Origin of the sequence: Vagococcus carniphilus (assembly GCF_014397115.1) — a bacterium.
GTDB classification, from domain to species: Bacteria; Bacillota; Bacilli; order Lactobacillales; family Vagococcaceae; genus Vagococcus; species Vagococcus carniphilus.
In genome coordinates, this window is sequence record NZ_CP060720.1 from 165,677 (window position 1) to 191,444 (window position 25,768).

Consider the following 25,768-nt stretch of genomic DNA (forward strand, 5'->3'; position numbering starts at 1 on the left):
AAAATTGAATGCCATTTTGAATGCCATATCGACTAAAAAGCCATATATTTCTCAAAAATATTGATAGTTTCATTTTGCTTAGTTGGTGTTACTTTTACATAAATATCTGTCGTGGTTTTAGTAGATTGATGTCCTAGTCTTTGAGCCACGTCTTTTATACTTGCTCCCGATTCAAATAGTAGAGATGCATTAGTTTTTCTAAAATCATGCACTTTTATTATTTTCATCTCTGGAAAGTGTTTTTTGACTTTATCCATGATGTTATTAGGGTAGGCTTTATATAAAAATTGATTTTCATTGTATAGAATCGAATTAGAAAATACCAAGCTACTAGCAAAGTCATTTTCTCTAATACCTTGAGATAGCTTTAATCTCCTAATATGAGAACGCCAATCTTTAAGTATGCTGATAGTCTGTTGATCTATACTTATGGTTCTATTAGATGATTCTGTCTTAGTGGTATTAACCTTGAAAGAGCCATCTTGTAGCTCTACCAACGTTTTATCAATAGTTACAGTGTTATCATCAAAATTAAAATCTCCCCACGTTAAAGCCATTGCTTCGCCTTTTCTTAATCCTAAAAAAGCTAATACTCTAAAGAAAGTAAATGCTCGTTTATCCTCTAATTGCTCTAAGCAGCTAAAGAATTGTATAAGCTCATCTTTAGTGTAAAAGCTATCAGATTCCTTTTTAGTAACATCTTTTTTCTTTTTAGGTGTAATGGTTCTTTCCATTGGGTTAATCTGTATAAGGTTGATTAAGATACCATACTTAAATACCATTGATGTATATGTTTTTAACTGTTTGTATGTGGCTAAATGCTCAGCCCATCCATTCAAACATTCTTGGCAGAATAAAGGTGTAATCTTATCAATCCTTTTACTGCCGAATTTAGGCAAGATATGATTATCAAAATGTTGTTTGATACGTTGGATAGTGGTTTGTTTCAAGTCTTTAGAGTGCTGCTTAAACCAAACTTGATATAAGTCCTCAAACGTCTTGATATTATCATCTCTATTAAATTCTTTATTCTCGAAGTCCACTAGCAACCTATTAAGTTCTAGTTGGGCTTCTTTTTTTGTCTTAAAACCACGTCTAGTAGTTTTAACAGACTTTCCAGTCATAGGGTTAATACCTAAGTAGGATTGGAATTGCCAAGCCTTAGTACCATTCTTTTTAGTGTACTGTTTAAATGTTGCCATTGTATAACTCTCCCTTATCTTATGTGGGCACATATTGGGAAGGTTATTAATCGCTTATTATTTTAATTGATGGATAAACTTGTTTTTTTGATGATAATTTAGAGTAACCACCATCTAAAATTTCTTGCATTTGTTTAAATGTTTCGAAATTTACCTCAACTTTATTGTTTTGTTTTGCTGTTATGCCTTCATTAGTTTATGAGTTGGTTCATTTTGCTAATAGTAATTTTAATGAGCCATTATCTGATAGTGAGGTTAATAGAACCTTTGAAAGTATTGTTAAAAAGGAGTTGAGCCATAAATGATGCAAAATTTAAAAGTATTAGATCAACAATTTAATAGTAAAGTGAAGCAAAAAGAAGTTACTCAACCTAGTATGTTGTATGGTAAAAAATTAAAGGCTGCATTAATTGAAAAAAGACAACTCCTTTTAGTTGAAGCAGAGGAAAAATATATATTTAATGGCAGTAAGGGAACTAAGCCAACTAAATTGCATCCATTACAGGTAGCTATTGAACTAAAAGAATTTGTAGCGTTTAAAAAACTAGGTACTGCCAATTACTCTAATTTAGCCATGTATCAAGCTCAAAAAGGTACTTATACCATTAATGAAGATGATATATACATGGTTATGTCGTGGCTAGAGCCAACTTTAAATGAGCGTTTATCTAGAGATGTCTTATTTCATCTCAAAAAAGGCTTAGAACTCACTGAACAGACTAATGATGAGAACTTAGCACCAGTTAAGAATGGTATTTATAACCGTAAAACTAAAAAGTTGATGCCTTTTAGTGAGGATTTTGTATTTTTATCTACCACAGATACTAAGTACAATGAAAAAGCTAATAATCCAAAAATCAAAACGAATTACGGAATATTTGACATTGAGGAATGGCTTTATGATCTCTCTGATCATGATGAGGAGGTCTATACCCTATTATGGCAAGTAATTAGTGATGTGGTTAATCCTAACATCTCTAGACGTAAATCTATATGGCTCTATGGGGAACGTGGTAACAATGGTAACATTTTTCATAGTTTGATGATGGCAAATGATGGCATTTTTAAGATAGCAAATGATAGCATTATTCTTTTTAAATTGTAGGAAAATGTCGGAATGTAGAACCTGACAAAACCATACCTTTTTAGATTAGTATGAAGCTGATAGAACTTGTCGAAACTTGTATATATAACTGTGGAGCTCTTAACAACTTTGAAATTATTGTGTATACTTATTTTTATTAAAGAGTGTAAAGAGGAGGTTTTAATATAAATGGACAATTTAGATATTGAAGAATTTATTATCAATAAAGAAAATCGATTTTTTGATAGAAAAAGTGCAAAGATTGCACCTAAAGATATTGTTAGACATATTATTGGTTTTGCCAATGCTTCTGGAGGAAAGTTAGTAATTGGTATTGAAGATAATGGTGATGTGACAGGTTTTAATTATCAACAAGCTAATTCAGTGGAAGCCTTTAGAGAAATCATATATTCTAATACAAAACCAACTCCTATTTTTGAATTTATCGAAGTACCAGTTACTAATAAAAATAATAAAGATGATGTCGTTCTTGTAATAGATGTTGAAGTGAGCGTAGATAGAGTAATACTTAATAATAAAGAAGAGTGCTTTTTGAGAATGGGTGACAATACTAAGCAGCTTAATCATCAGCAAATTACTCAGTTAGAATATGATAGAGGACAGAGAAGTTTTGAAGATGAGATTGTTAAAGGTAGTAGTATTGATGATGTAAATAAAGAGTTACTAAGAAGGTATAAAGAGCATAGAAACTGCTTAGATGTAAGTGATATCCAAGTTTTAGAAGCACGAGGGTTCATGAAAAATGGAGAACTTACTAATGCGGGTATATTATTATTTGGAGAAAACACTTTTAAATATTTACCTAACTGTAGATTAAGATTTATAAGATATGATGGAGTAAAAAGTAAAACAGGACAAAGAATGAATATAATAAAAGAATTTAATTATGAGGAACCAATACCTTTATTAATCGAAAAAGCAACAATAGATATAAAAGGGCAGTTGAGGGATTTTCAATACTTAGGAGATGACGGGGTTTTTAAACAAATTTCAGAATATCCAGAGTTTGCTTGGTTTGAAGGAATTGTTAACGCAGTAGTACATCGAAATTATTCTTTTGTAGGTGATCATGTTCGTGTAGAAATGTACGATGATAGGTTAGAAATACATAGTCCTGGGGATCTACCTAATATAGTTACTATTGAGAATATGCGTAAAACAAGATATTCAAGAAATCCAAGAATTGCTAGAATATTAACAGAGTTTGGCTGGGTTAGAGAGATGAATGAAGGAGTTAATAGGATATATGATGAAATGGAATCATTCTTTTTAAAAGACCCTATCTATAGTGAGCCTGAGGGAAACTCAGTGTTATTAGTTTTAGAAAATAATATCTTATCAAGATCTTTACGCTCGACAGATAGGTTAGATGATTACATAAAAAGTAACTATGGTTCAAGTCTGACTAATGTTGAATTGCGTATAATAGTACATTTGTATAATGAAGGCAAAATAACCGTAGCTGATGCTTCAGAAGTGTTAGAAAAAGGAAAAACTTATGCAAGGAGTATATTAAGAGATATGCGTGATAAGGAATTGATTGAGTGGCATGGTTCTAGCGACAGAGACCCTACACAATACTATAGCTTACCTAAGAGTAAAGTAGAGTAAAGCAGAGTAAAGTAGAGTAAAGCAGAGTAAAGCAGAGTAAAGCAGAGTAAAGCAGAGTAAAGCAGAGTAAAGCAGAGTAAAGTAGAGTAGAGCAGAGTAGAGTAAAGCAGAGTAGAGTAAAAAAATATAATATTTATTAATATGTGCCCACATAAATTGGATTTATTTTTGAATGCCATGTTGAATGCTATTCATATTGGAACTAATTACAATTAATGATATTTAATAGAAGTAAGTTAGTAGTTTATACTCTAATTTGCTTCTTTTTTATATCTAAAAATAGAGCTATTTAGATTAGACTATATCGAACAAGGGAAGATAGCGAAAAAAGACAGTAGAGAGGCATAAGCCTTTCTCACTGTCTTTTCAAATACATACCAATTCCTTCAGGTTCAGTTTTAACGAAGCCGAATTTTTCGTATAACCTATCAGCTGGAATGTCAGCGATTAAATTGACATAGGCTTGTTGATTAATAGACTCATTAACAAAAAGCATGAGATGTTCCATAATTTGAGTTCCAATTTTTAGGCCTTGATAGTTAGGATCTACTGCAATATCAACTAGCTGATAGACGGTTCCACCATCTCCAATAATGCGTCCCATACCTATCAGTCGGTGTGTTTCATTCTCTCTAACTGAAATGGCATAGATACTATTTTTTAAACCAACTTGACTTGCTATGAGTTGCCTTGAACTTAAACCTGCTTTTTTACGTAAAATTAGATATTCTTCTGCTTTTGGTGGTATAGATTCAATATAGAAAACGTTTTTATTTACAGTCATTTATTCCCCTCTTATTATTGTTAGTATAAATAGTATAGCAAATCAAAATGTTTCACATGAAACATTTTAAAGGAAAATTTTAGACGAGTATTGAATGCCGTGTTAGAATAAAGGTATCAACTCATGAGGGGGATCTTTTATGAATAATAAAAAATGGTATCAGAAAAAGAGAGTGTATATTCCAATTTCGGTTGCTATGGGTTTTCTAGGTGGTGCATGGATAGGTAGTTTCCTAGGTATAAAATTAGATGATGAGTTTAACCCTGATTATTATAAGAAGAAAGAAGCTCCTATTTTTATTAAAAAGTAAAAATTTAAAACTTACAGCTTTGAGTTGTAAGTTTTTTCTTGTCTATCATGAGGATAATCATTGAATTTTTATGTTAATTGCGTTAGAGTAATAGTATCTGTGAAACAATTTTGTTTCACAATAAGGAGAGAAGTCATGAAACCAGATGTATTTAGACAAGAATTAGCTAAGATAGGTATCGACTTATCTGATGAACAGATAAATCAATTTAAAATTTATTATGAGTTATTAGTTGAATGGAACCAAAAAATTAACTTAACAGCTATTACTGAATTAGAAGAAGTTTATTTAAAACATTTTTACGATTCAATTACTTTAGCTACTACTTTAGATTTAGGAAAAGAATCTTACTCCCTCTGTGATGTTGGTGCAGGAGCTGGATTCCCAAGTATACCAATTAAAATAGTGTATCCTAATTTAGAAATATCAATTGTTGATTCATTGAATAAGCGTATTAAATTTTTAACATTACTGTGTGATGAATTAAATTTAGAAAATGTTAATTTATATCATGATAGAGCAGAAACGTTTGGTCAAAATAAGGCACATAGAGAGTCTTATGATTTTGTAACGGCTAGAGCAGTTGCTAGATTAAATGTTCTATCTGAATTATGTATACCACTTGTTAAAAAGAACGGACAATTTTTAGCCCTTAAAGCTGCTAAGAGTGAAGAAGAAGTTCAAGAAAGTAAAAAAGCTATTGCAACATTGGGCGGTAAGTTGGCAGATGAAATTGAGATTTCTTTACCGTTTAGTGAAGATAAACGCTACATTGTTGTTATTGATAAGAAAAAAGAAACACCGAATAAATATCCAAGAAAACCAGGAACGCCAAATAAAAAACCCCTTATTTAAAGAAAGGGATTTATACTACTAGAAATATCTGTATTAAAATCTATCGTTAGACATATTGGAGGAAATATAATGGCACGGGTTATATCAGTTGCAAATCAAAAAGGTGGTGTGGGTAAAACAACCACCACAGTCAATTTGGGAGCTTGTCTTGCATTTTCAGGAAAAAAAGTATTGTTAGTCGATATGGATGCTCAAGGAAATGCGACAAGTGGAATAGGCATAAAAAAATCAGATGTTTCTCAAGATATTTATGATGTATTAGTCAATGAAGTACCAATAAAAGAAGTTATTCAAAAAACATCTCGTGAAGATTTAGATATCGCACCAGCGACGATTCAACTATCAGGAGCTGAAATTGAACTAACTTCTATGATGGCTAGAGAATCACGATTAAAATTAGCTCTAAAAGATGTTGAGGACGAATATGATTATATTCTAATTGATTGTCCACCATCTCTAGGACATTTAACAATTAATTCATTTTCAGCGAGTGATTCGATTTTAATTCCTGTCCAATGTGAGTATTATGCATTAGAAGGATTGAGCCAACTGTTAAATACCATTCGTTTAGTTCAAAAACACTTTAATCCTGATCTTAGAATTGAAGGGGTATTATTAACAATGTATGATGCTAGAACTAATCTTGGTTCAGAAGTAGTGGCAGAGGTAAGAAAGTACTTTAGAGAACGTGTTTATGACACTATTATTCCACGAAATGTGAGATTATCTGAAGCTCCAAGTCATGGTCAGTCAATTATTGACTATGATCCAAAATCAAAAGGTGCAGAATTTTATCATGCATTAGCAAAGGAAGTGATGACTCGTGAGCAAGACTAATAAAGGATTGGGTCGAGGAATTGACGCCCTTTTTAAAGATTTCTCTGAAATAGAAGAAGTTGATATAAAAAAAGAAACGGTTGTAGAAATTCCGTTAGAGGAATTGCGTCCAAATCCGTATCAACCAAGAAAAACCTTCGATGAAAAAGCGTTAGAAGAATTATCAGAGTCTATTAAACAATCAGGGGTATTCCAACCAATTATTGTCAGACAATCAACTATTAAAGGGTATGAAATTATTGCTGGGGAGAGACGTTTCCGTGCCTCTAAATTAGCAGGGAAAGAAACAGTTCCAGCAATTGTTCGCGAATTTGATGAAGCACGTATGATGCAAATCGCCGTTTTAGAAAACTTGCAACGGGAAGACTTAAGTCCAATGGAAGAAGCAGAAGCTTATGAGATGCTGATGAAAAACTTGAAATTAACACAAGTGGAGTTAGCTGAACAACTTGGTAAAAGTCGCCCATATATTGCCAATTATTTGCGTTTATTATCATTACCACAAGTGGTTAAAGATCTTGTTCAAAAAGAACAACTTTCAATGGGACAAGCAAGAACGTTATTGGCTTTAAAAGAAACAGATCAAATTATTCCTTTAGCAAATCGAGTTTTAAAGGAAGGATTAACTGTTCGTCAACTGGAACAAATTGTTTCAGAAATGAATGAAACACAAGGGCCACCTCTAAAAAAAGTGAAAAAGAAACCACAAGCTAAACCTTATTATATTAGAACGAGTGAAGATCGTTTAATGGATAAATTTGGAACAAGTGTTGCTATCCAAGAAAAAGATGGTAAAGGTAAAATTGAAATCGAATATTTATCTCAAGCTGATTTGACTCGAATTTTAGATATTTTAGAAATACAGTTTGACTCAGATATGTAAGAGGAGAAGAGAGGGAGAAAATATATTTTCTGAACCTCTTTTTTATCCTGATATATTATAAAAGTTGAAATTGAAGCTAAAAATAATTCGAAAAAATTTTAGAATTAACCCCGCAAACACATTCTATTTTATGTTAAGATATAGCTTGTGCATAGGCGACTTTTGAACGTAAAGGACGGTATTTAATATGTATGAATTAGGCGATGTGGTAGAGATGAAAAAACCTCACGCATGTCAAACCAATCGTTGGGAAATTGTCCGTATGGGAATGGATATTAAGATAAAATGTCTTAACTGCGAGCATATTGTGATGATGCCAAGACGTGAATTTGATAAAAAAATGAAAAAGATTCTAGAGATGAAAAACGTAGAAAATTAAAAGAAAGAGTGATCATTAGATGGCATTAACAGCAGGAATTGTTGGATTACCAAACGTTGGTAAATCAACGTTATTCAATGCAATAACAAAAGCAGGAGTAGAAGCGGCAAACTATCCATTTGCGACAATTGATCCTAACGTAGGAATGGTAGAAGTACCAGATTTTCGTTTAGACGAATTAACAAAATTAGTAAAACCTAAGAAAACAGTACCAGCAACATTTGAATTTACAGATATTGCAGGAATTGTAAAGGGTGCTAGTAAAGGTGAAGGTTTAGGAAATAAATTTTTAAGCAACATTCGTCAAGTAGATGCTATTTGTCATGTGGTTCGTTGTTTTGATGATGAAAATATCACTCACGTAGAAGGTCGTGTGAACCCGTTAGAAGATATCGAAATTATTAATTTAGAACTTATCTTTGCTGACTTAGAATCTGTTGATAAGCGTTTGAGCCGTGTAGCTAAAATCGCTAAAACAAAAGACAAAGAAGCGGTTGCTGAATTAGCAGTTTTAGAAAAAATTAAACCTGTTTTAGAAGAAGGGAAATCAGCAAGATCGATTGAATTCTCTGATGATGAATTACCAATTGTAAAAGGTTTATTCCTTTTAACAACAAAACCAGTTCTTTATGTAGCTAACGTTGCAGAAGACGAAGTGGCTGATGAAGAAGGTAATGAGTACGTACAACAAGTAAAAGAATTTGCGGCAACTGAAAATGCAGAAGTTATTACAGTTTGTGCTAAAGCTGAAGAAGAAATTGCTGAATTAGATGATGAAGATAAGATGGAATTTTTAGAAGCTTTAGGGATTGAAGAATCAGGATTAGATAAATTGATTCGTGCAGCATACCACTTGTTAGGTTTAGCAACTTATTTTACAGCAGGTGAGCAAGAAGTAAGGGCATGGACATTTAAAAATGGAATGAAGGCTCCTGAGTGCGCGGGAATTATTCATACTGATTTTGAACGCGGATTTATTCGTGCTGAAACAGTTTCTTATGATGACTTGAAAGAACATGGAAGTATGTCAGCGGCTAAGGAAGTGGGACGTGTTCGATTAGAAGGTAAAGAGTACATCGTAAAAGATGGCGACGTTATGCTGTTTAGATTCAACGTTTAAAATTAGAAAATAAAGGTGAGACTATTGGAAGAAACTAGAGAAGAACTACAACAAAAAGTAGCTCAAAATCGTGAGTTAATGACACAATTAACGAAAAAAAATGACCAATTTATTTTTGATATTAATAAAGTTTTAGAAACAAGTCAGTTAGAAGAAGAAAAAAAAGTAAGAGAACTCAACACAATGTTAGTTGCCTTAGTAGAAGGTCAAAAAACAGGTGTGACGGCTAAACAATTATATGGCACACCAACTGAAGCAGCTGATGCAATTATTAATGCACCAGAACCAGCTCCAGAGATGACTTTTGGTAAAATTATGTTAGATAACTTTTTACTATTATTCACTATTTTAAGTGTGATGGTTTCCCTATTCGGTATGTTTTCTAGAACAGGTCAACAAACAACTCAAGGAATCACAGCAATTGTATTAGGTGCAGCTTCAGGTGCTTTTTCATTCTACCTGATTTACCGCTATATCTATGTCTATGACCAACCAGGAGCAGATGCAAGTAAGCGTCCAGGATTCCTAAAAACATCGGGAATTATGGCATTAAGTTTTATTCCTTGGTTTATCGTATTTGCATTAGCTAGCTTCTTACCAGCCAATGTGAATCCGGTACTAGATCCAATGTTGACTATTTCTTTAGGGGTAGCCACTTATGGAATTCGTTATTGGTTGAAGAAAAAATTTAGATTTGAGAGTGTCATGTTTGCTAAACGTTAATAATTACTAAATCTAATCAAAGAACTTGATTAGATTTTTTTTTAATTAGCGGAATAAATTGACGAATTTACTTTTTTTTGGTAAGTTTGTAAGTAAAATAAAAATAAGGGAGTGCTATTTTCTAATGACAAATTGGGAAACAAAATTTTCAAAAAAAGGTTTTACTTTTGATGACGTCTTATTAATTCCAGCTGAAAGCCACGTGTTACCAAATGATGTGGATTTATCTGTGGAGCTGGCGCCCAATTTAAAACTAAATATTCCAATTATGAGTGCTAGTATGGATACTGTTACTGACAGTAAGATGGCTATTGCAATGGCAAGACAAGGTGGATTAGGGGTTATTCATAAAAACATGTCAATCGAGCAACAAGCTGATGAAGTAAAAAAAGTTAAACGTTCTGAAAGTGGTGTTATCATTGATCCGTTCTTCTTAACACCTGATAGTCTAGTTGCTGAAGCAGAACAATTAATGTCTAAATACCGTATCAGTGGTGTACCGATTGTAGAAACGTTAGAAAATAGAAAATTAGTTGGTATTTTAACAAATCGTGATTTACGTTTTATTACAGATTACCAACAACCGATTATTGATGTAATGACTAAAGAAGATTTAGTAACAGCACCTGTTGGAACATCTTTAAAAGATGCTGAAAATATTTTACAACAACATAAAATTGAAAAATTACCAATCGTTGATGATAAAGGTCGTTTAAGTGGTTTAATTACAATCAAAGATATTGAGAAAGTAATTGAATTCCCGAATGCAGCAAAAGATGAGCATGGACGTCTTTTAGTAGCAGCAGCAGTTGGTGTAACAAGTGACACGTTTGAACGTGCAGAAGCATTAGTAGACGCTGGTGTTGATGCTTTGATTATTGATACAGCTCATGGTCATAGTGCAGGTGTTATTAGAAAAATCAAAGAAATTCGTGATACATTCCAAAATGTAACGATTATTGCAGGAAACGTTGCAACAGCAGAAGGCACTAAAGCATTGTATGATGTTGGTGTTGATGTGGTTAAGGTGGGAATTGGACCAGGTTCAATTTGTACTACACGTGTAGTTGCAGGTGTTGGTGTTCCTCAATTAACAGCTATTTATGACGCTGCAGGTGTGGCTCGTGAATACGGAAGAACAATTATTGCTGATGGTGGTATTAAATATTCAGGAGATATCGTTAAAGCTTTAGCAGCAGGTGGGCATGTTGTTATGTTAGGCTCAATGTTAGCTGGAACAGATGAATCACCAGGTGAATTTGAAATTTATCAAGGTCGTCGTTTTAAAACATATCGTGGTATGGGTTCTCTTGGAGCGATGGAAAAAGGATCAAGCGATCGTTACTTCCAAAGTTCAGTAAACGAAGCTAACAAGTTAGTTCCAGAAGGTATTGAAGGTCGTGTTGCCTATAAAGGTAGCGCACAAGATATTGTCTTCCAAATGACAGGTGGCTTACGTGCAGGTATGGGTTATGTAGGTGCAGGTAACTTACAAGAACTACGTGACAACGCTCAGTTTGTTCAAATGAGTGGAGCAGGGTTACGTGAATCTCATCCTCATGATGTCCAAATCACAAAAGAAGCACCAAACTATTCAATTGAATCTTAAAACTTTTAAAAGGAAGGCTACTGAGGCCTTCTTTTTTTGCTTTATTAAGGTCGTTTGCTAAAAAAAGAGACCGACACGTAAGTCAGTCTCTATTAAATAAATGAATTAATCTTTAGTAATTTTTGTTAAACCACCCATGTAAGGAACTAAAACTTCAGGAATTGTTACACTACCGTCTTCATTTTGATAGTTTTCTAAGATAGCCGCAACAGTTCTACCAACAGCTAATCCAGATCCGTTTAAAGTATGCACGAAGTCAGTTTTACCTTCTTCGTTACGGTAACGGATTTTAGCACGTCTTGCTTGGAAGTTCTCACAGTTAGAACAAGAACTGATTTCACGATAAGTATCTTGAGCTGGAATCCAAACTTCAATGTCATAAGTTTTAGCAGCAGAAAAGCCCATGTCTCCTGTACAAAGAGTAATTACTCGGTATGGTAAGTTTAATTTTTGTAGAATAGCTTCTGCATTATTAGTCATTTTTTCTAATTCTTCATAAGAAGTTTCTGGTTTACTTAATTTTACCATCTCAACTTTGTTGAATTGGTGTAATCTGATTAAACCTCTTGTGTCACGTCCTGCACTTCCAGCTTCTGAACGGAAAGAAGGGCTTAGGGCTGTAAAGTAAACAGGTAATTGTTCAGGTGATAAAATTTCATCACGGTAGTAGTTAGTTAAAGGAACTTCTGCTGTAGGAATTAATGTATAGTTACTGTTTTCTAATTGGAAAACATCTTCTTTAAATTTAGGAAATTGACCTGTACCAAACATAGAATCTTCGTTAACAATGTATGGTGTAATCATTTCAGTATATCCATGTTCATAGATATGAGTATCAAGCATTAAATTGTAAATAGCTCTTTCTAAACGAGCGCCTAATCCTTTGTAGAAGACAAAGCGACTACCAGAAACCTTAGCACCACGTTCAAAATCTAAAATTCCTAAATTTTCAGCTACTTCCCAATGAGGTTTTGCTTCGAAATCAAATTTTCTAGGAGTTTCCCAACGTCTAACTTCCACATTGTCATCTTCGTCTTCTCCAACTGGAACATCTTCATGAGGTAGGTTTGGTAAAGTGTGAGAAATAGTTTGTAGTTTTTCGTCGATACCGCGAATTGTATCGTCTAACCCTTTAATTTTTTCTCCTAATTCTTTCATTTCAACAATTTTATCATCTGCATTTTCTTTGTTGCGTTTTAGTGTAGAGATTTCTTGAGAAACATCATTTTTAGTTTTTTTCAAAGTTTCCACTTGAACTAAATGTTCACGTCTGTCCTTATCAAGAGCCATGAAATCATTTAAAATCTCAACGTTAACTCCACGGGTTAATAATTTTTCTTTGACAATGTCAAAGTTTTGTCTCATAAATTTTACATCTAACATAATACATCCTCCTTAAATTTTTAAAATAAAAAAACCTTCCACCCCAAAAAGAATAAATATTCCTTTTGGGGCGAAAGGTTGAATTTCGCGGTACCACCCAGATTTACACATGTGTGTCTTCATTAAGCAAGTTAACGGTTTGCATCCGATGTAGCTTAATCCTAATGGTTTTCGCTACATATCATTAAAAAGTGGATTCCTTATCTTTTTGTATTGACTTTCACCAACCGTCAACTCTCTAAAACAAGTAAAGTAAGTACTAATCTTTTTTTGACTATTTATTAGATAGAGTATAGCTACTTTTTTTTAGTCTGTCAAATTAGTTGTGGAGGTGCTGCTTCCATTTTGTCATTTTTTCTGTCAAAAGCGTAATAAATTCTTCATCGCTGCTGCCTTCTAATTTGTAGTAAAGAGCAGTGGCAACTAAAATAGTATCAATACATTCTTCTTTGATATCCTCTGTTTGTAATGACTTATATTGATTACCACTGGCTTTAGTTTGACTTAACACAGCTTGAGCGACTTCACCAGATTCTTCAGATAATTTTAAGGCCATTTGTTCTAGTGTTTTTGGCTCAAGTATAGCTAATTGTTTGATTGCTTGAAGTGTTTTGTCCATTAAGGAATTAACCTCCATTAAAATTATTGTATTTGATTAATTTGTTGAAAGAGTTCTTTTGATAGGGCGATACTGCTTCTATCTTTTTCATTGATGTTACTTAAGAAAATAACCATATTGCTAGCATCTTTGTTAAAGAAAAGAGTAGATTCATATCCTCTGAATACACCGTGAGCATAATAATTGTTTTCTCGATCGTAGATACCTGCTTTATAATCATAGAAATAAGGTCCAGGTTTCTTTTCAAGAGTTTTTTGTAAGGTTTCTTGAGAGATGACCCTACCATCGATAACCGCTTGAATTAGTGTTAATAAATCTGAAACAGAGGTGTACATATTGCCGGTTCCTAATTCGTTAATATAGGTTGCTTCAGAAATTTTCACAGGTTCTCTTTTTACAGTACCGTCGTCTTCTTTGTAATAAGAAGGAATTAAATGGGTTTCTTGTTGAACATGATTATAAAATCCTGAGTGCTCTAAGTTAAGTGGCGTTTTTATAATTTCATCGAAATATTGTTCATAAGATGTATGAGTTATTTTTTCAATAATTGCTGCCAATAAGAAAAAGTTGACGTCAGAATAATGCCACTTAGTTTGTTTTTCATAGGTAACATTTTTTAATACATAAGCAATACTCTCATCTTTTGATTTAGTTGAACTAAGTTTTTCTTTTAAAACTAAACCAGATGTCATCGACAACATTTGATCAATAGTTATATTTTTACTATTTGGAATATCAGGATAGTAAGTATCAAGAGTGGTTTCTAACTCAATTTTTCCTTCTTCAATTAATGACATAAGTAAAGTTGCTGTCACTAATTTTTGGACAGAGCCTAACATGTAAGTACTATCTATAGGATTATTCGAATAGTCTTTTGTATTTCCGTAGTTATCCATTAAAACTACTTGGTTATTTTTTATTACTAAAAAGGTACCAGAGCTATTAGTTTGGCTGATTTTTTGATCAAGTTGTTTTGATAAATCAGTATGAAGAGAAGAAATATCTTGATAATTAGCAGTACTAACTCGAGGGATGAATTGATTCTCTTCCATCTCAATTGATGACTCAGTTGTTTGTTCAGTCTCAGTAGAACTTGACGTAGTATCTGTTGAACTTATGGATGATTGAGTTGTGTTTAAGCCGTATTGTTTAATTTCAGGTAAATCAAATTCCTTTTTTAATATAGGAAACCAGAAATAAACATTAAACGCAATAGCGCCACCTAGTAACAAACCAATAAAAAAAAGAATAACAGTTTTTCTTCTTTGCCTTTTAAGTCTTTTCCTAAGTAAATTAGTGGTGACTTTAGAAGGTTCCATAATGCAACCTCTCTTTCTATTAGATAAATTTATGAATCATTTTATCACAAAGATGTGAACAAAAAATGAAAAAACGTTAATACTTTTCGTATTAACGTTTTGTTATACTCTGCCAAATTTGAATGAAAAAATTAGCTCTTTCAATATCAGTTTTTAAAGCAACTTTAGAAACATCATGTATTTCTTCTTCTTTTGTTAAATAACCAAGGGTGTCAGTCGTGTTATAAACATGTTCACTCCCAACAATATAACCTTTTTTCTTAGGAGCATTAACTTTTTTCTTTTTTGTTAATTGCTTTTTATTTGGTTCGAAAAATAGTTTGATGTTCTGATTATCGTTTTTAGTCCAAACAGATAAGTCTTCGGTAAGGACAATAGAAGCTTTATCTTTTTTTCCCTTATTGATACTAATAGTACTTTGGCTTGATGGCTCACCTTTTTTTAGCACTGTTTTATATGACCAATTGTCATAAACGTAATTCATTAAATTGGCGGTTTCTTGGAAACGACTGTATTCAGGATCAACATCCATAACCACCGTGATAATTCTCTGATCTCCTCTTTTAGCAGTACCAACAAAACAGGCACCAGCAAGTGGAGTAGTTCCGGTTTTTAATCCATCGACACCTTCAGTGTAATAATCAAAATCCGGTAACATCTCATTTGAATTCCAAATAGTTGTTCCGTCTGAAATAGCTCTACTTGGAGATGAAGCAATTTCTAAAACTTCAGGAAAGTCTGTGATAATCTCTCTAGCAACAATCGCCATACTTCTGGCACTAAGTAAGTTTTCGTCTGTTTTTTTAGAGCCTGGATAAATATCTTTTCCCATATCTTCATTTCCCAACCCAGAGGCTGTTACTAAATAGCCATCTTTTATATTCCAATCATCAAGTTGTTTGTACATGCGATCAACAAACTTAATTTCAGAACCAGAGATAAGTTCAGCTAATGCAGACGTTAATGAGTTGGCTGAAGAAATTAAGGAAGCTTCCAGAGCATCTTTTACAGTGTAATCATGTTTATCTTTGATAGGTATATTAGATAAATCTGGATTTTTACTCATTTTTTTTAATTTATCACTGACGGGTACTTTGTCTTCCCAAGAAATAGTACCTTTTTCTATTTCATCGAAAACAATATAAGCAGTAATAAGTTTTGTCATAGAGGCAATACCTAAAGGTTCGTCAGCGTTTTGGTTATAAAAAACTTTTCCTGTGTCATAATCAACGGCAAAGGCGGCACTAGCAGGAGATGAAAAGTCATTTTCTGCTGCTAAAGTATGGATAGGTAGTGGAATAATAGCTGTAATTACTAATAGGAAAATACCTAACCGTTGTTTCATTTGTTTCATAAAAAAATCCTTTCTTAACGAGCGAATTTATTACCAGTTAAAATTTATCAAAAAAAAGAGGCCAAAGCAAATAATGAGTCGGCTTCTTTTAAGATAATTATAATTCTGTTGATTTTAAAGGTAAATGAATGACAAAAGAGGTCCACCCATTTTCTGATGTTGCATAAATATAGCCGTTATGTAGAGTAACTATACTTTGAGCTATAGCCAAACCTAAACCTGTACCTCCAGTTTGTTGTGATCTGGATTCTTCCACTCGGTAAAAGCGATCAAATAATAAATCAAGTGATTGTTTAGGAATTTCTTTACCATCATTTTTCACCGTAATAACAACCTCTGAACCAATTTTTTCAGAGTGGATAATAATTTGTTTACCATTAACTCCATATTTTAAAGCATTAGATAGTAGATTATCAAAAACTCGAACTAATTTTTCTGTGTCACCCTCCATCATAAGAGAAGAAGGTGATGCTTCAAAGTCGACTGTCACATTTTTTTTAGAGGCTTCTAATTCGAAATCAACAACAACTTGACCAATTAATTGTTGCATATCAAAAGTCATAATGCTAAGAGGTGTGTTAGATTGCCGAACCTTAGTATACTCAAATAAATCATCTACTAACACTTTCATTTGTCTGGCTTTCATATAGGCTGTATGAGTATATTTTAAAAGTTCCTCATCACTAGAATATTTTTTTTCTTCAATTAAGCCGAGATAGCCGATAATTGAAGTTAGAGGTGTTCTAATATCATGACTAACATTTGTAATTAATTCATCTTTTGATTGTTCAATACGCCGTTCTTCCTCAATGGCTTCTACAGTACTGTCGACCAAAGCATTGATACTTCGAATTAACTTTCCAGAGTCCCCGTTGAGATCAAAAGGAATACGGTGGTCATAGTGCCCGTTAGAGATATAGTGAAGTTCACTAATAATATGGCGTTGCTGCATTTGTCTGTACCGTCTAATTAGTCGCCAATAAAGGATAGATAAGTCGATAATTCCAAGTAAGAAAAAAATTGGTTTTTTCCAAGCGTAAGAAGTAGGACTATAAAAAGTATCATAGATAGAAGTGCTGATATTGCTAATCATACTTTCAATAGATAAACTTGACTGAACAATTTGTATTAATAACATGTACATTGCTAAATTTAATAAAATTAATAAAATAATAGTTACAATACCTTCTATAAGAAGCTCGCTTTTTTCTTTTGAGGTTAGAACAATTCGATTATGTTTTTTTTGTTTATCTCTCAATTTTATAGCCAACACCCCAAACTGTTTGGATTACTTTTTCTCCATTTGTGGCTTCTTCAATTTTATCTCTCAAGTGACTAACATGAACCATAACAGTTTTAGCTGAAACTAAACTTTCCTGTTGCCAAACTCTTTCAAATATTTCATCCGCGCTAAAAACACGATTAGGATGACTAGCTAATAAATATAGAATACCAAATTCAAGAGCTGTTAATTGGATGTTTACATTTTTATCAGTAGTAACTTCATGAGATTCTTTTTTTATTTTTAAAGGGCCAATCTCTAAAATATCTGGAACTTCGGTTTGAACTTGTTGCATATTTGTTCGTCTTAATAACGATTTGACACGTGCCATAATTTCTAATGGATTAAATGGCTTTGTAACGTAATCGTCAGCACCTGCAATTAAACCTTGTATTTTATCCATGTCTGTTGTTTTTGCAGTTAACATAATAATAGGGATTTGAGAAGTTTTTCGAAGCTCTTTGACAACTTCCATACCATCCATTTCAGGCATCATAATGTCTAGAATCATCAAATCAATATCAGGGTTAGCTGTAATTTTAATTAAGGCCTCTTTTCCGTTATAAGCTTTAATCACATCGTAGCCTTCGTTTTTTATGTATATATTTAATAGCTCAACAATTTCTTTATCATCATCTACAACAAGTATCTTCATAAATAAATCCTCCGCTTCTAATTTAATAGTGTATAATTATATTGTACCAAAAGTTGGTAAAGAAAAAATAATTTTAAAAAGATGTTTACAAATATTTAAAAAAGTAGTATATTATTTTCATTGCTGTTTTAGAAAAAAGCAATATAAAATAATTTGAAATTAGTTGTTGACAACCTTTTGGAAGTTATGTTATTATTTTTGAGGTTGATCGAAACCACCGATTCTTGTTGATTCAACAATTAAAAAAATAAAAAAAGTTGTTGACAAAACGAAACAACTTTGTTATTATTAAAAAGTTGTTACGGCAACGAAGAAATAGATCTTTGAAAACTGAACAAAGTAAGACAAACCAAATGTGTAGGGCGTTTTTACTTTTAGTAAAAACAAACCATATTTAGTGAATAACATTCGCTAGCAAGTTTTAAAATTAATGAGCTAAACATCGCAAGATGTTAATCAACTTTTATTGAGAGTTTGATCCTGGCTCAGGACGAACGCTGGCGGCGTGCCTAATACATGCAAGTCGAACGCTTTGATTTTCACCGGAGCTTGCTCCACCGAAAATCAAAGAGTGGCGGACGGGTGAGTAACACGTGGGCAACCTGCCCAACAGAGGGGGATAACACTTGGAAACAGGTGCTAATACCGCATAATTTGTTTTTCCGCATGGAAGAATAATAAAAGACGCTTCGGTGTCACTGTTGGATGGGCCCGCGCTGCATTAGTTAGTTGGTGGGGTAACGGCCTACCAAGACCATGATGCATAGCCGACCTGAGAGGGTGATCGGCCACACTGGGACTGAGACACGGCCCAGACTCCTACGGGAGGCAGCAGTAGGGAATCTTCGGCAATGGACGAAAGTCTGACCGAGCAACGCCGCGTGAGTGAAGAAGGTTTTCGGATCGTAAAACTCTGTTGTTAGAGAAGAACAAGTGAGAGAGTTACTGTTCTCACCTTGACGGTATCTAACCAGAAAGCCACGGCTAACTACGTGCCAGCAGCCGCGGTAATACGTAGGTGGCAAGCGTTGTCCGGATTTATTGGGCGTAAAGCGAGCGCAGGCGGTTTCTTAAGTCTGATGTGAAAGCCCTCGGCTCAACCGAGGAAGGTCATTGGAAACTGGGGAACTTGAGTGCAGAAGAGGAGAGTGGAATTCCATGTGTAGCGGTGAAATGCGTAGATATATGGAGGAACACCAGTGGCGAAGGCGACTCTCTGGTCTGTAACTGACGCTGAGGCTCGAAAGCGTGGGGAGCAAACAGGATTAGATACCCTGGTAGTCCACGCCGTAAACGATGAGTGCTAAGTGTTGGAGGGTTTCCGCCCTTCAGTGCTGCAGTTAACGCATTAAGCACTCCGCCTGGGGAGTACGGCCGCAAGGCTGAAACTCAAAGGAATTGACGGGGGCCCGCACAAGCGGTGGAGCATGTGGTTTAATTCGAAGCAACGCGAAGAACCTTACCAGGTCTTGACATCCTTTGACCACTCTAGAGATAGAGCTTTCCCTTCGGGGACAAAGTGACAGGTGGTGCATGGTTGTCGTCAGCTCGTGTCGTGAGATGTTGGGTTAAGTCCCGCAACGAGCGCAACCCTTATTGTTAGTTGCCATCATTCAGTTGGGCACTCTAGCGAGACTGCCGGTGACAAACCGGAGGAAGGTGGGGATGACGTCAAATCATCATGCCCCTTATGACCTGGGCTACACACGTGCTACAATGGACGGTACAATGAGTCGCAAGACCGCGAGGTTTAGCTAATCTCTTAAAGCCGTTCTCAGTTCGGATTGTAGGCTGCAACTCGCCTACATGAAGCCGGAATCGCTAGTAATCGTGGATCAGCACGCCACGGTGAATACGTTCCCGGGCCTTGTACACACCGCCCGTCACACCACGAGAGTTTGTAACACCCAAAGTCGGTGAGGTAACCTTTTGGAGCCAGCCGCCTAAGGTGGGATAGATGATTGGGGTGAAGTCGTAACAAGGTAGCCGTATCGGAAGGTGCGGCTGGATCACCTCCTTTCTAAGGAATATTACGGAAAACACATTGGTACTTACTTTGTTCAGTTTTGAGAGATTTATTCTCTTGTTTATATATATCTAAATAGGGGCCTTAGCTCAGCTGGGAGAGCGCCTGCCTTGCACGCAGGAGGTCAGCGGTTCGATCCCGCTAGGCTCCATTGGTGTCTTTGACACCAATTGTATTGTTCATTGAAAACTGGATAGTTGAAGTTAGACATCAACATTAATTTTTAACACACCGAGTTGATCAGTTTTATTAGTAAAATTGTGATACATAAATAGTTTTACTTGAATATCGCTATTTAAGTAAAATCAGAAACATCTAACTCATATATAGTTAGAAAAGGTTAAGTGAATAAGGGCGCACGGTGGATGCCTTGGCACTAGAAGCCGATGAAGGACGGGACTAACTCCGATATGCTTTGGGGAGCTGTAAGTAAGCTATGATCCAGAGATTTCCGAATGGGGGAACCCAGCATCTTTTATAGGATGTTACTTTCAAGTGAATACATAGCTTGTTAGAGGTAGACGCAGAGAACTGAAACATCTAAGTACCTGCAGGAAGAGAAAGAAAATTCGATTTCCTTAGTAGCGGCGAGCGAAACGGAAACAGCCCAAACCAAGAAGCTTGCTTCTTGGGGTTGTAGGACTCAGCTGTGGTAGCTGTTGTGGATAGTTGAATCGATCTGGAAAGATCAGCCGGAGCGGGTAAAAGCCCCGTAGACGAAATCGACAACACACCTATGAGTATCCTGAGTACGGCGGAACACGAGAAATTCCGTCGGAATCCGGGAGGACCATCTCCCAAGGCTAAATACTCTCTAGTGACCGATAGTGAACCAGTACCGTGAGGGAAAGGTGAAAAGCACCCCGGAAGGGGAGTGAAATAGAACCTGAAACCGTGTGCCTACAACAAGTCAGAGCCCGTTAATGGGTGATGGCGTGCCTTTTGCAGAATGAACCGGCGAGTTACGATTGCATGCGAGGTTAAGCTGAAGAAGCGGAGCCGTAGCGAAAGCGAGTCTGAATAGGGCGAGTGAGTATGTAGTCGTAGACCCGAAACCATGTGACCTACCCATGTCCAGGTTGAAGGTGCGGTAAAACGCACTGGAGGACCGAACCCACGTACGTTGAAAAGTGCGGGGATGAGGTGTGGGTAGCGGAGAAATTCCAAACGAACTTGGAGATAGCTGGTTCTCTCCGAAATAGCTTTAGGGCTAGCCTCGGAATTAAGAATGATGGAGGTAGAGCACTGTTTGGACTAGGGGCCCGTCTTGGGTTACCGAATTCAGATAAACTCCGAATGCCATTCATTTATGTCCGGGAGTCAGACAGTGAGTGATAAGATCCATTGTCGAAAGGGAAACAGCCCAGACCACCAGCTAAGGTCCCCAAATATATGTTAAGTGGAAAAGGATGTGAGGGTGCACAAACAACTAGGATGTTGGCTCAGAAGCAGCCATCATTTAAAGAGTGCGTAATAGCTCACTAGTCGAGTGCCCTTGCGCCGAAAATGTACCGGGGCTAAACATATTACCGAAGCTGTGGATAGAACCTTTTGGTTCTATGGTAGGAGAGCGTTCTAAGGGCGTCGAAGCTAGATCGTAAGGACTGGTGGAGCGCTTAGAAGTGAGAATGCCGGTATGAGTAGCGAAAGACAGGTGAGAATCCTGTCCACCGAATGACTAAGGTTTCCTGGGGAAGGCTCGTCCTCCCAGGGTTAGTCGGGACCTAAGCCGAGGCCGATAGGCGTAGGCGATGGATAACAGGTTGAGATTCCTGTACCCGTTTGTTTTGTTTGAACAATGGAGGGACGCAGTAGGTTACAAGTTCGCACTGTTGGATATGTGCGTTCAAGCAATAAGTCTTGATAAGAGTCAAATGCTTTTATCTCTAAGGACAAGTTGTGATGAGGAGGGAAATTTAGTACCGAAGTCTTAATATCACACTGCCAAGAAAAGCTTCTAGTTAGAAACAAACGGCCCGTACCGCAAACCGACACAGGTAGTCGAGGAGAGAATCCTAAGGTGAGCGAGAGAACTCTCGTTAAGGAACTCGGCAAAATGACCCCGTAACTTAGGGAGAAGGGGTGCTGAACGCAAGTTCAGCCGCAGTGAATAGGCCCAAGCGACTGTTTATCAAAAACACAGGTCTCTGCAAAATCGAAAGATGACGTATAGGGGCTGACGCCTGCCCGGTGCTGGAAGGTTAAGAGGATGGGTTAGCAATAGCGAAGCTCAGAATTGAAGCCCCAGTAAACGGCGGCCGTAACTATAACGGTCCTAAGGTAGCGAAATTCCTTGTCGGGTAAGTTCCGACCCGCACGAAAGGCGTAACGATTTGGGCACTGTCTCAACGAGAGACTCGGTGAAATTTTAGTACCTGTGAAGATGCAGGTTACCCGCGACAGGACGGAAAGACCCCATGGAGCTTTACTGTAGTTTGATATTGAATGTTTGTGACACATGTACAGGATAGGTAGGAGCCGTAGAGCTCGGGACGCTAGTCTCGAGGGAGGCATTGGTGGGATACTACCCTTGTGTTATGACCATTCTAACCCGCGCCACTTATCGTGGCGGGAGACAGTGTCAGATGGACAGTTTGACTGGGGCGGTCGCCTCCTAAAATGTAACGGAGGCGCCCAAAGGTTCCCTCAGAATGGTTGGAAATCATTCGTAGAGTGCAAAGGCAGAAGGGAGCTTGACTGCGAGAGCTACAACTCGAGCAGGGACGAAAGTCGGGCTTAGTGATCCGGTGGTTCCGCATGGAAGGGCCATCGCTCAACGGATAAAAGCTACCCTGGGGATAACAGGCTTATCTCCCCCAAGAGTTCACATCGACGGGGAGGTTTGGCACCTCGATGTCGGCTCGTCGCATCCTGGGGCTGTAGTCGGTCCCAAGGGTTGGGCTGTTCGCCCATTAAAGCGGCACGCGAGCTGGGTTCAGAACGTCGTGAGACAGTTCGGTCCCTATCCGTCGCGGGCGTTGGAAATTTGAGAGGAGCTGTCCTTAGTACGAGAGGACCGGGATGGACATACCTCTGGTGTACCAGTTGTTCTGCCAAGGGCATTGCTGGGTAGCTATGTATGGACGGGATAAACGCTGAAAGCATCTAAGCGTGAAGCCCCCCTCAAGATGAGATTTCCCATTTCTTTAAGAAAGTAAGACCCCTGAAAGATGATCAGGTAGATAGGCTAGGAGTGGAAGTGCAGCGATGTACGGAGCGGACTAGTACTAATCGGTCGAGGACTTAACCAAAATATCGGTGACAATGTTGAATATAACTAAAACATCCAGTTTTGAGTGAATAATCACTCAATAGAATATAACGCACGTAAGTGTGGCGATGATGGCAAGAAGGATACACCTGTTCCCATGCCGAACACAGAAGTTAAGCTTTTTAGCGCCGAGGGTAGTGAAGGGTTTCCCTTTGTGAGAGTAGGACGTCGCCATGCAAATGCGTTTTGGAGGTTTAGCTCAGCTGGGAGAGCACCTGCCTTACAAGCAGGGGGTCAGCGGTTCGATCCCGTTAACCTCCATTCTAAAAAGACTCGTTAGCTCAGTTGGTAGAGCATCTGACTTTTAATCAGAGGGTCACTGGTTCGAGCCCAGTACGGGTCATTTTTATATGCGGGTGTGGCGGAATTGGCAGACGCACTAGATTTAGGATCTAGCGCCTAACGGCGTGGGGGTTCAAGTCCCTTCACCCGCACTTAAAATTTAAAAGCCGGCTTAGCTCAGTTGGTAGAGCATCTGATTTGTAATCAGAGGGTCGAGGGTTCAAGTCCTTTAGCCGGCACTTCTTTAAGCGGAAGTAGTTCAGTGGTAGAACATCACCTTGCCAAGGTGGGGGTCGCGGGTTCGAACCCCGTCTTCCGCTTTTATGTTCCAGCCGGGGTGGCGGAACTGGCAGACGCACAGGACTTAAAATCCTGCGGAGAGTGATCTCCGTACCGGTTCGATTCCGGTCCTCGGCATAGTTAAATATATTTAAGCGCCCATAGCTCAATTGGATAGAGTGTCTGACTACGGATCAGAAGGTTAGGGGTTCGACTCCTCTTGGGCGCGTTTAAAAGATAATACGGGAAGTAGCTCAGCTTGGTAGAGCACTTGGTTTGGGACCAAGGGGTCGCAGGTTCGAATCCTGTCTTCCCGATTATTATTTTCGCGGTGTAGCTCAGCTGGCTAGAGCGTCCGGTTCATACCCGGGAGGTCGGGGGTTCGATCCCCTCCGCCGCGATTGTTTTTATTCGGAACTTGGACCTTTAGCTCAGTTGGTTAGAGCTCCCGGCTCATAACCGGGCGGTCGTAGGTTCGAGTCCTACAAGGTCCATTGTGGAGACAAAAATCATAATTTGGAGGATTACCCAAGTCCGGCTGAAGGGAACGGTCTTGAAAACCGTCAGGTGTGTAAAAGCACGCAAGGGTTCGAATCCCTTATCCTCCTTATAATAATATCGCGGAGTGGAGCAGTTAGGTAGCTCGTCGGGCTCATAACCCGAAGGTCGTAGGTTCAAATCCTGCCTCCGCAATTAGGTTCCGTGGTGTAGGGGTTAACATGCCTGCCTGTCACGCAGGAGATCGCGGGTTCAAATCCCGTCGGGACCGTTTTTAATTTTACCGCGGGTGTAGTTTAGTGGTAAAACTACAGCCTTCCAAGCTGTTGTCGCGAGTTCGATTCTCGTCACCCGCTTTTTCTTAAAAAGAAAAGGGGCCTATAGCTCAGCTGGTTAGAGCGCACGCCTGATAAGCGTGAGGTCGATGGTTCGAGTCCATTTAGGCCCATTAATTTTTAGGATGGAGAAGTACTCAAGTGGCTGAAGAGGCGCCCCTGCTAAGGGTGTAGGTCGGGTAACTGGCGCGAGGGTTCAAATCCCTCCTTCTCCATAGTAGTATTTTTTTAATCAGGCCCGTTGGTCAAGCGGTTAAGACACCGCCCTTTCACGGCGGTAACACGGGTTCGAGTCCCGTACGGGTCATTGTTTTTTTTTGGAGGATTACCCAAGTTCGGCTGAAGGGAACGGTCTTGAAAACCGTCAGGTGTGTAAAAGCACGCAAGGGTTCGAATCCCTTATCCTCCTTATAATAATATCGCGGAGTGGAGCAGTCAGGTAGCTCGTCGGGCTCATAACCCGAAGGTCGTAGGTTCAAATCCTGCCTCCGCAATTAGGTTCCGTGGTGTAGGGGTTAACATGCCTGCCTGTCACGCAGGAGATCGCGGGTTCAAATCCCGTCGGGACCGTTTTTTTTGGCGCAGTAGCTCAGTTGGTAGAGCAACGGATTGAAGCTCCGTGTGTCGGCAGTTCGATTCTGTCTTGCGCCACTTTTTTACCACTCGCGGGTGTAGTTTAGTGGTAAAACTACAGCCTTCCAAGCTGTTGTCGCGAGTTCGATTCTCGTCACCCGCTTTTTCTTAAAAAGAAAAGGGGCCTATAGCTCAGCTGGTTAGAGCGCACGCCTGATAAGCGTGAGGTCGATGGTTCGAGTCCATTTAGGCCCATTAATTTTTAGGATGGAGAAGTACTCAAGTGGCTGAAGAGGCGCCCCTGCTAAGGGTGTAGGTCGGGTAACTGGCGCGAGGGTTCAAATCCCTCCTTCTCCATAGTAGTATTTTTTTAATCAGGCCCGTTGGTCAAGCGGTTAAGACACCGCCCTTTCACGGCGGTAACACGGGTTCGAGTCCCGTACGGGTCATAAAAAAGCTTAAAATTGATTAATT

19 protein-coding genes, 26 tRNA genes, 3 rRNA genes and 1 other annotated feature are annotated in these 25,768 nt (G+C 37.6%); of the genes, 40 read left to right on the forward strand and 8 right to left on the reverse strand.

Translation table 11 applies throughout. The annotated features are described in order from the left end of the window. Positions 1-32: 32 nt before the first annotated feature. Positions 33-1,202: a tyrosine-type recombinase/integrase gene (locus tag H9L18_RS00785; RefSeq protein WP_126795809.1), complete on the reverse strand. Its 1,170-nt coding sequence runs from the start codon at positions 1,200-1,202 to the stop codon at positions 33-35. 182 nt (positions 1,203-1,384) lie between these two features. Here H9L18_RS00785 and H9L18_RS15545 point away from each other — a divergent pair, with 182 nt between their 5' ends. From H9L18_RS15545 to H9L18_RS00800, 3 genes are all read left to right on the forward strand, one after another. Beyond that, entirely contained in the window at positions 1,385-1,507 is a 123-nt protein-coding gene (locus H9L18_RS15545; RefSeq protein WP_126795807.1) for a primase C-terminal domain-containing protein, read from the forward strand. Continuing rightward, positions 1,504-2,307: a DNA primase family protein gene (locus tag H9L18_RS00795; RefSeq protein ID WP_126795805.1), complete on the forward strand. Its 804-nt coding sequence runs from the start codon at positions 1,504-1,506 to the stop codon at positions 2,305-2,307. The genes H9L18_RS15545 and H9L18_RS00795 overlap by 4 nt, the downstream gene beginning before the upstream one ends. 168 nt (positions 2,308-2,475) lie before the next feature. Continuing rightward, positions 2,476-3,918, forward strand: coding sequence for an ATP-binding protein (locus H9L18_RS00800; RefSeq protein ID WP_126795803.1), 1,443 nt, complete (start codon positions 2,476-2,478; stop codon positions 3,916-3,918). A gap of 355 nt (positions 3,919-4,273) precedes the next feature. Here the strand turns inward: H9L18_RS00800 and H9L18_RS00805 are convergent, their stop codons facing one another. Next, on the reverse strand, positions 4,274-4,702 hold the full coding sequence (locus H9L18_RS00805) for a GNAT family N-acetyltransferase (RefSeq protein WP_126795801.1): 429 nt from the start codon (positions 4,700-4,702) through the stop codon (positions 4,274-4,276). 139 nt (positions 4,703-4,841) lie between these two features. Between H9L18_RS00805 and H9L18_RS00810 the strand changes: the two genes are divergently transcribed. From H9L18_RS00810 to guaB, 8 genes are all read left to right on the forward strand, one after another. Further along, the gene (locus tag H9L18_RS00810) at positions 4,842-5,012 is read left to right on the forward strand and encodes a hypothetical protein (protein ID WP_185847529.1); all 171 of its coding nucleotides are present in this window, start codon (positions 4,842-4,844) and stop codon (positions 5,010-5,012) included. A 135-nt stretch (positions 5,013-5,147) separates the two neighbouring features. Further along, a complete protein-coding gene (gene rsmG / locus H9L18_RS00815) occupies positions 5,148-5,867 on the forward strand; it encodes a 16S rRNA (guanine(527)-N(7))-methyltransferase RsmG (RefSeq protein ID WP_126795799.1) in 720 nt (239 codons plus the stop codon). A 69-nt stretch (positions 5,868-5,936) separates the two neighbouring features. Further along, positions 5,937-6,704 carry a ParA family protein gene (locus H9L18_RS00820; protein WP_126795797.1) on the forward strand — a complete coding sequence of 256 codons (768 nt, stop codon included), beginning with the start codon at positions 5,937-5,939 and terminating at the stop codon, positions 6,702-6,704. Beyond that, positions 6,691-7,587, forward strand: a complete 897-nt coding sequence (locus H9L18_RS00825; RefSeq protein WP_126795795.1) for a ParB/RepB/Spo0J family partition protein — start codon at positions 6,691-6,693, stop codon at positions 7,585-7,587. The genes H9L18_RS00820 and H9L18_RS00825 overlap by 14 nt, the downstream gene beginning before the upstream one ends. Before the next feature lie 187 nt (positions 7,588-7,774). Then, positions 7,775-7,966, forward strand: coding sequence for a DUF951 domain-containing protein (locus tag H9L18_RS00830; RefSeq protein WP_126795793.1), 192 nt, complete (start codon positions 7,775-7,777; stop codon positions 7,964-7,966). A 19-nt stretch (positions 7,967-7,985) separates the two neighbouring features. Further along, a complete protein-coding gene (ychF, locus tag H9L18_RS00835; protein ID WP_126795791.1) occupies positions 7,986-9,086 on the forward strand; it encodes a redox-regulated ATPase YchF in 1,101 nt (366 codons plus the stop codon). A gap of 24 nt (positions 9,087-9,110) precedes the next feature. After that, positions 9,111-9,809, forward strand: coding sequence for a DUF1129 domain-containing protein (locus H9L18_RS00840; protein WP_126795789.1), 699 nt, complete (start codon positions 9,111-9,113; stop codon positions 9,807-9,809). Between the two features lie 124 nt (positions 9,810-9,933). Then, the gene (gene guaB / locus H9L18_RS00845; protein ID WP_126795787.1) at positions 9,934-11,418 is read left to right on the forward strand and encodes an IMP dehydrogenase; all 1,485 of its coding nucleotides are present in this window, start codon (positions 9,934-9,936) and stop codon (positions 11,416-11,418) included. Between the two features lie 105 nt (positions 11,419-11,523). Here guaB and serS read toward each other — a convergent pair whose 3' ends face one another. From serS to croR, 6 genes are all read right to left on the reverse strand, one after another. Then, complete coding sequence (gene serS / locus H9L18_RS00850; RefSeq protein WP_126795785.1) at positions 11,524-12,801, reverse strand: serine--tRNA ligase; 1,278 nt, start codon at positions 12,799-12,801, stop codon at positions 11,524-11,526. A gap of 63 nt (positions 12,802-12,864) precedes the next feature. Next, positions 12,865-13,083, reverse strand: a binding site (T-box leader). Positions 13,084-13,120: 37 nt separating this feature from the next. Beyond that, positions 13,121-13,420, reverse strand: coding sequence for a MazG-like family protein (locus tag H9L18_RS00855; protein WP_126795783.1), 300 nt, complete (start codon positions 13,418-13,420; stop codon positions 13,121-13,123). 23 nt (positions 13,421-13,443) lie between these two features. Next, positions 13,444-14,739 (reverse strand): serine hydrolase domain-containing protein, encoded by a 1,296-nt coding sequence (locus tag H9L18_RS00860; RefSeq protein ID WP_126795781.1) that lies wholly within the window; start codon positions 14,737-14,739, stop codon positions 13,444-13,446. 91 nt (positions 14,740-14,830) lie between these two features. Beyond that, a complete protein-coding gene (locus H9L18_RS00865) occupies positions 14,831-16,093 on the reverse strand; it encodes a serine hydrolase (RefSeq protein ID WP_126795779.1) in 1,263 nt (420 codons plus the stop codon). A gap of 97 nt (positions 16,094-16,190) precedes the next feature. Then, positions 16,191-17,351, reverse strand: coding sequence for a sensor histidine kinase (locus H9L18_RS00870; protein WP_126795777.1), 1,161 nt, complete (start codon positions 17,349-17,351; stop codon positions 16,191-16,193). Continuing rightward, entirely contained in the window at positions 17,341-18,030 is a 690-nt protein-coding gene (gene croR / locus H9L18_RS00875) for a response regulator transcription factor CroR (RefSeq protein ID WP_126795775.1), read from the reverse strand. Before croR ends, H9L18_RS00870 begins: the two co-directional genes overlap by 11 nt. A gap of 462 nt (positions 18,031-18,492) precedes the next feature. Here croR and H9L18_RS00880 point away from each other — a divergent pair. From H9L18_RS00880 to H9L18_RS01020, 29 genes are all read left to right on the forward strand, one after another. Next, positions 18,493-20,050 (forward strand): 16S ribosomal RNA (locus H9L18_RS00880). An 84-nt stretch (positions 20,051-20,134) separates the two neighbouring features. Next, positions 20,135-20,207: transfer RNA gene (locus tag H9L18_RS00885), tRNA-Ala, on the forward strand. Positions 20,208-20,394: 187 nt separating this feature from the next. Next, a 23S ribosomal RNA gene (locus H9L18_RS00890) occupies positions 20,395-23,307 on the forward strand. Positions 23,308-23,388: 81 nt separating this feature from the next. After that, a 5S ribosomal RNA gene (gene rrf / locus H9L18_RS00895) occupies positions 23,389-23,504 on the forward strand. The 16S, 23S and 5S rRNA genes sit together here with 26 tRNA genes alongside, the layout of an rRNA operon. Positions 23,505-23,515: 11 nt before the next feature. Further along, a tRNA-Val gene (locus tag H9L18_RS00900) sits at positions 23,516-23,588 on the forward strand. 9 nt (positions 23,589-23,597) lie between these two features. Beyond that, positions 23,598-23,670: transfer RNA gene (locus H9L18_RS00905), tRNA-Lys, on the forward strand. 9 nt (positions 23,671-23,679) lie between these two features. Further along, positions 23,680-23,761, forward strand: a tRNA-Leu gene (locus H9L18_RS00910). Positions 23,762-23,775: 14 nt separating this feature from the next. Next, positions 23,776-23,848, forward strand: a tRNA-Thr gene (locus H9L18_RS00915). 9 nt (positions 23,849-23,857) lie between these two features. After that, positions 23,858-23,929 (forward strand) — tRNA-Gly (locus tag H9L18_RS00920). Between the two features lie 11 nt (positions 23,930-23,940). Next, a tRNA-Leu gene (locus H9L18_RS00925) sits at positions 23,941-24,026 on the forward strand. A gap of 17 nt (positions 24,027-24,043) precedes the next feature. Continuing rightward, positions 24,044-24,117: transfer RNA gene (locus H9L18_RS00930), tRNA-Arg, on the forward strand. Between the two features lie 14 nt (positions 24,118-24,131). Continuing rightward, positions 24,132-24,205, forward strand: a tRNA-Pro gene (locus H9L18_RS00935). A gap of 10 nt (positions 24,206-24,215) precedes the next feature. Beyond that, positions 24,216-24,289, forward strand: a tRNA-Met gene (locus tag H9L18_RS00940). Positions 24,290-24,308: 19 nt separating this feature from the next. Continuing rightward, a tRNA-Ile gene (locus H9L18_RS00945) sits at positions 24,309-24,382 on the forward strand. A gap of 24 nt (positions 24,383-24,406) precedes the next feature. After that, a tRNA-Ser gene (locus H9L18_RS00950) sits at positions 24,407-24,496 on the forward strand. Between the two features lie 11 nt (positions 24,497-24,507). Continuing rightward, positions 24,508-24,581 (forward strand) — tRNA-Met (locus H9L18_RS00955). 3 nt (positions 24,582-24,584) lie between these two features. Beyond that, a tRNA-Asp gene (locus tag H9L18_RS00960) sits at positions 24,585-24,657 on the forward strand. Positions 24,658-24,671: 14 nt separating this feature from the next. Then, positions 24,672-24,742 (forward strand) — tRNA-Gly (locus H9L18_RS00965). Between the two features lie 18 nt (positions 24,743-24,760). Further along, a tRNA-Ile gene (locus H9L18_RS00970) sits at positions 24,761-24,834 on the forward strand. A gap of 14 nt (positions 24,835-24,848) precedes the next feature. Continuing rightward, positions 24,849-24,936 (forward strand) — tRNA-Ser (locus tag H9L18_RS00975). Between the two features lie 20 nt (positions 24,937-24,956). Further along, positions 24,957-25,028: transfer RNA gene (locus tag H9L18_RS00980), tRNA-Glu, on the forward strand. A gap of 12 nt (positions 25,029-25,040) precedes the next feature. Next, positions 25,041-25,130, forward strand: a tRNA-Ser gene (locus tag H9L18_RS00985). A gap of 11 nt (positions 25,131-25,141) precedes the next feature. Further along, positions 25,142-25,215 (forward strand) — tRNA-Met (locus H9L18_RS00990). Between the two features lie 3 nt (positions 25,216-25,218). Continuing rightward, positions 25,219-25,291: transfer RNA gene (locus H9L18_RS00995), tRNA-Asp, on the forward strand. 8 nt (positions 25,292-25,299) lie between these two features. Next, positions 25,300-25,372: transfer RNA gene (locus tag H9L18_RS01000), tRNA-Phe, on the forward strand. 14 nt (positions 25,373-25,386) lie between these two features. Beyond that, positions 25,387-25,457: transfer RNA gene (locus tag H9L18_RS01005), tRNA-Gly, on the forward strand. Between the two features lie 18 nt (positions 25,458-25,475). Further along, positions 25,476-25,549, forward strand: a tRNA-Ile gene (locus tag H9L18_RS01010). Positions 25,550-25,563: 14 nt separating this feature from the next. Next, positions 25,564-25,651: transfer RNA gene (locus H9L18_RS01015), tRNA-Ser, on the forward strand. A gap of 20 nt (positions 25,652-25,671) precedes the next feature. Continuing rightward, positions 25,672-25,743, forward strand: a tRNA-Glu gene (locus H9L18_RS01020). The last annotated feature ends 25 nt before the right edge of the window (positions 25,744-25,768 follow it).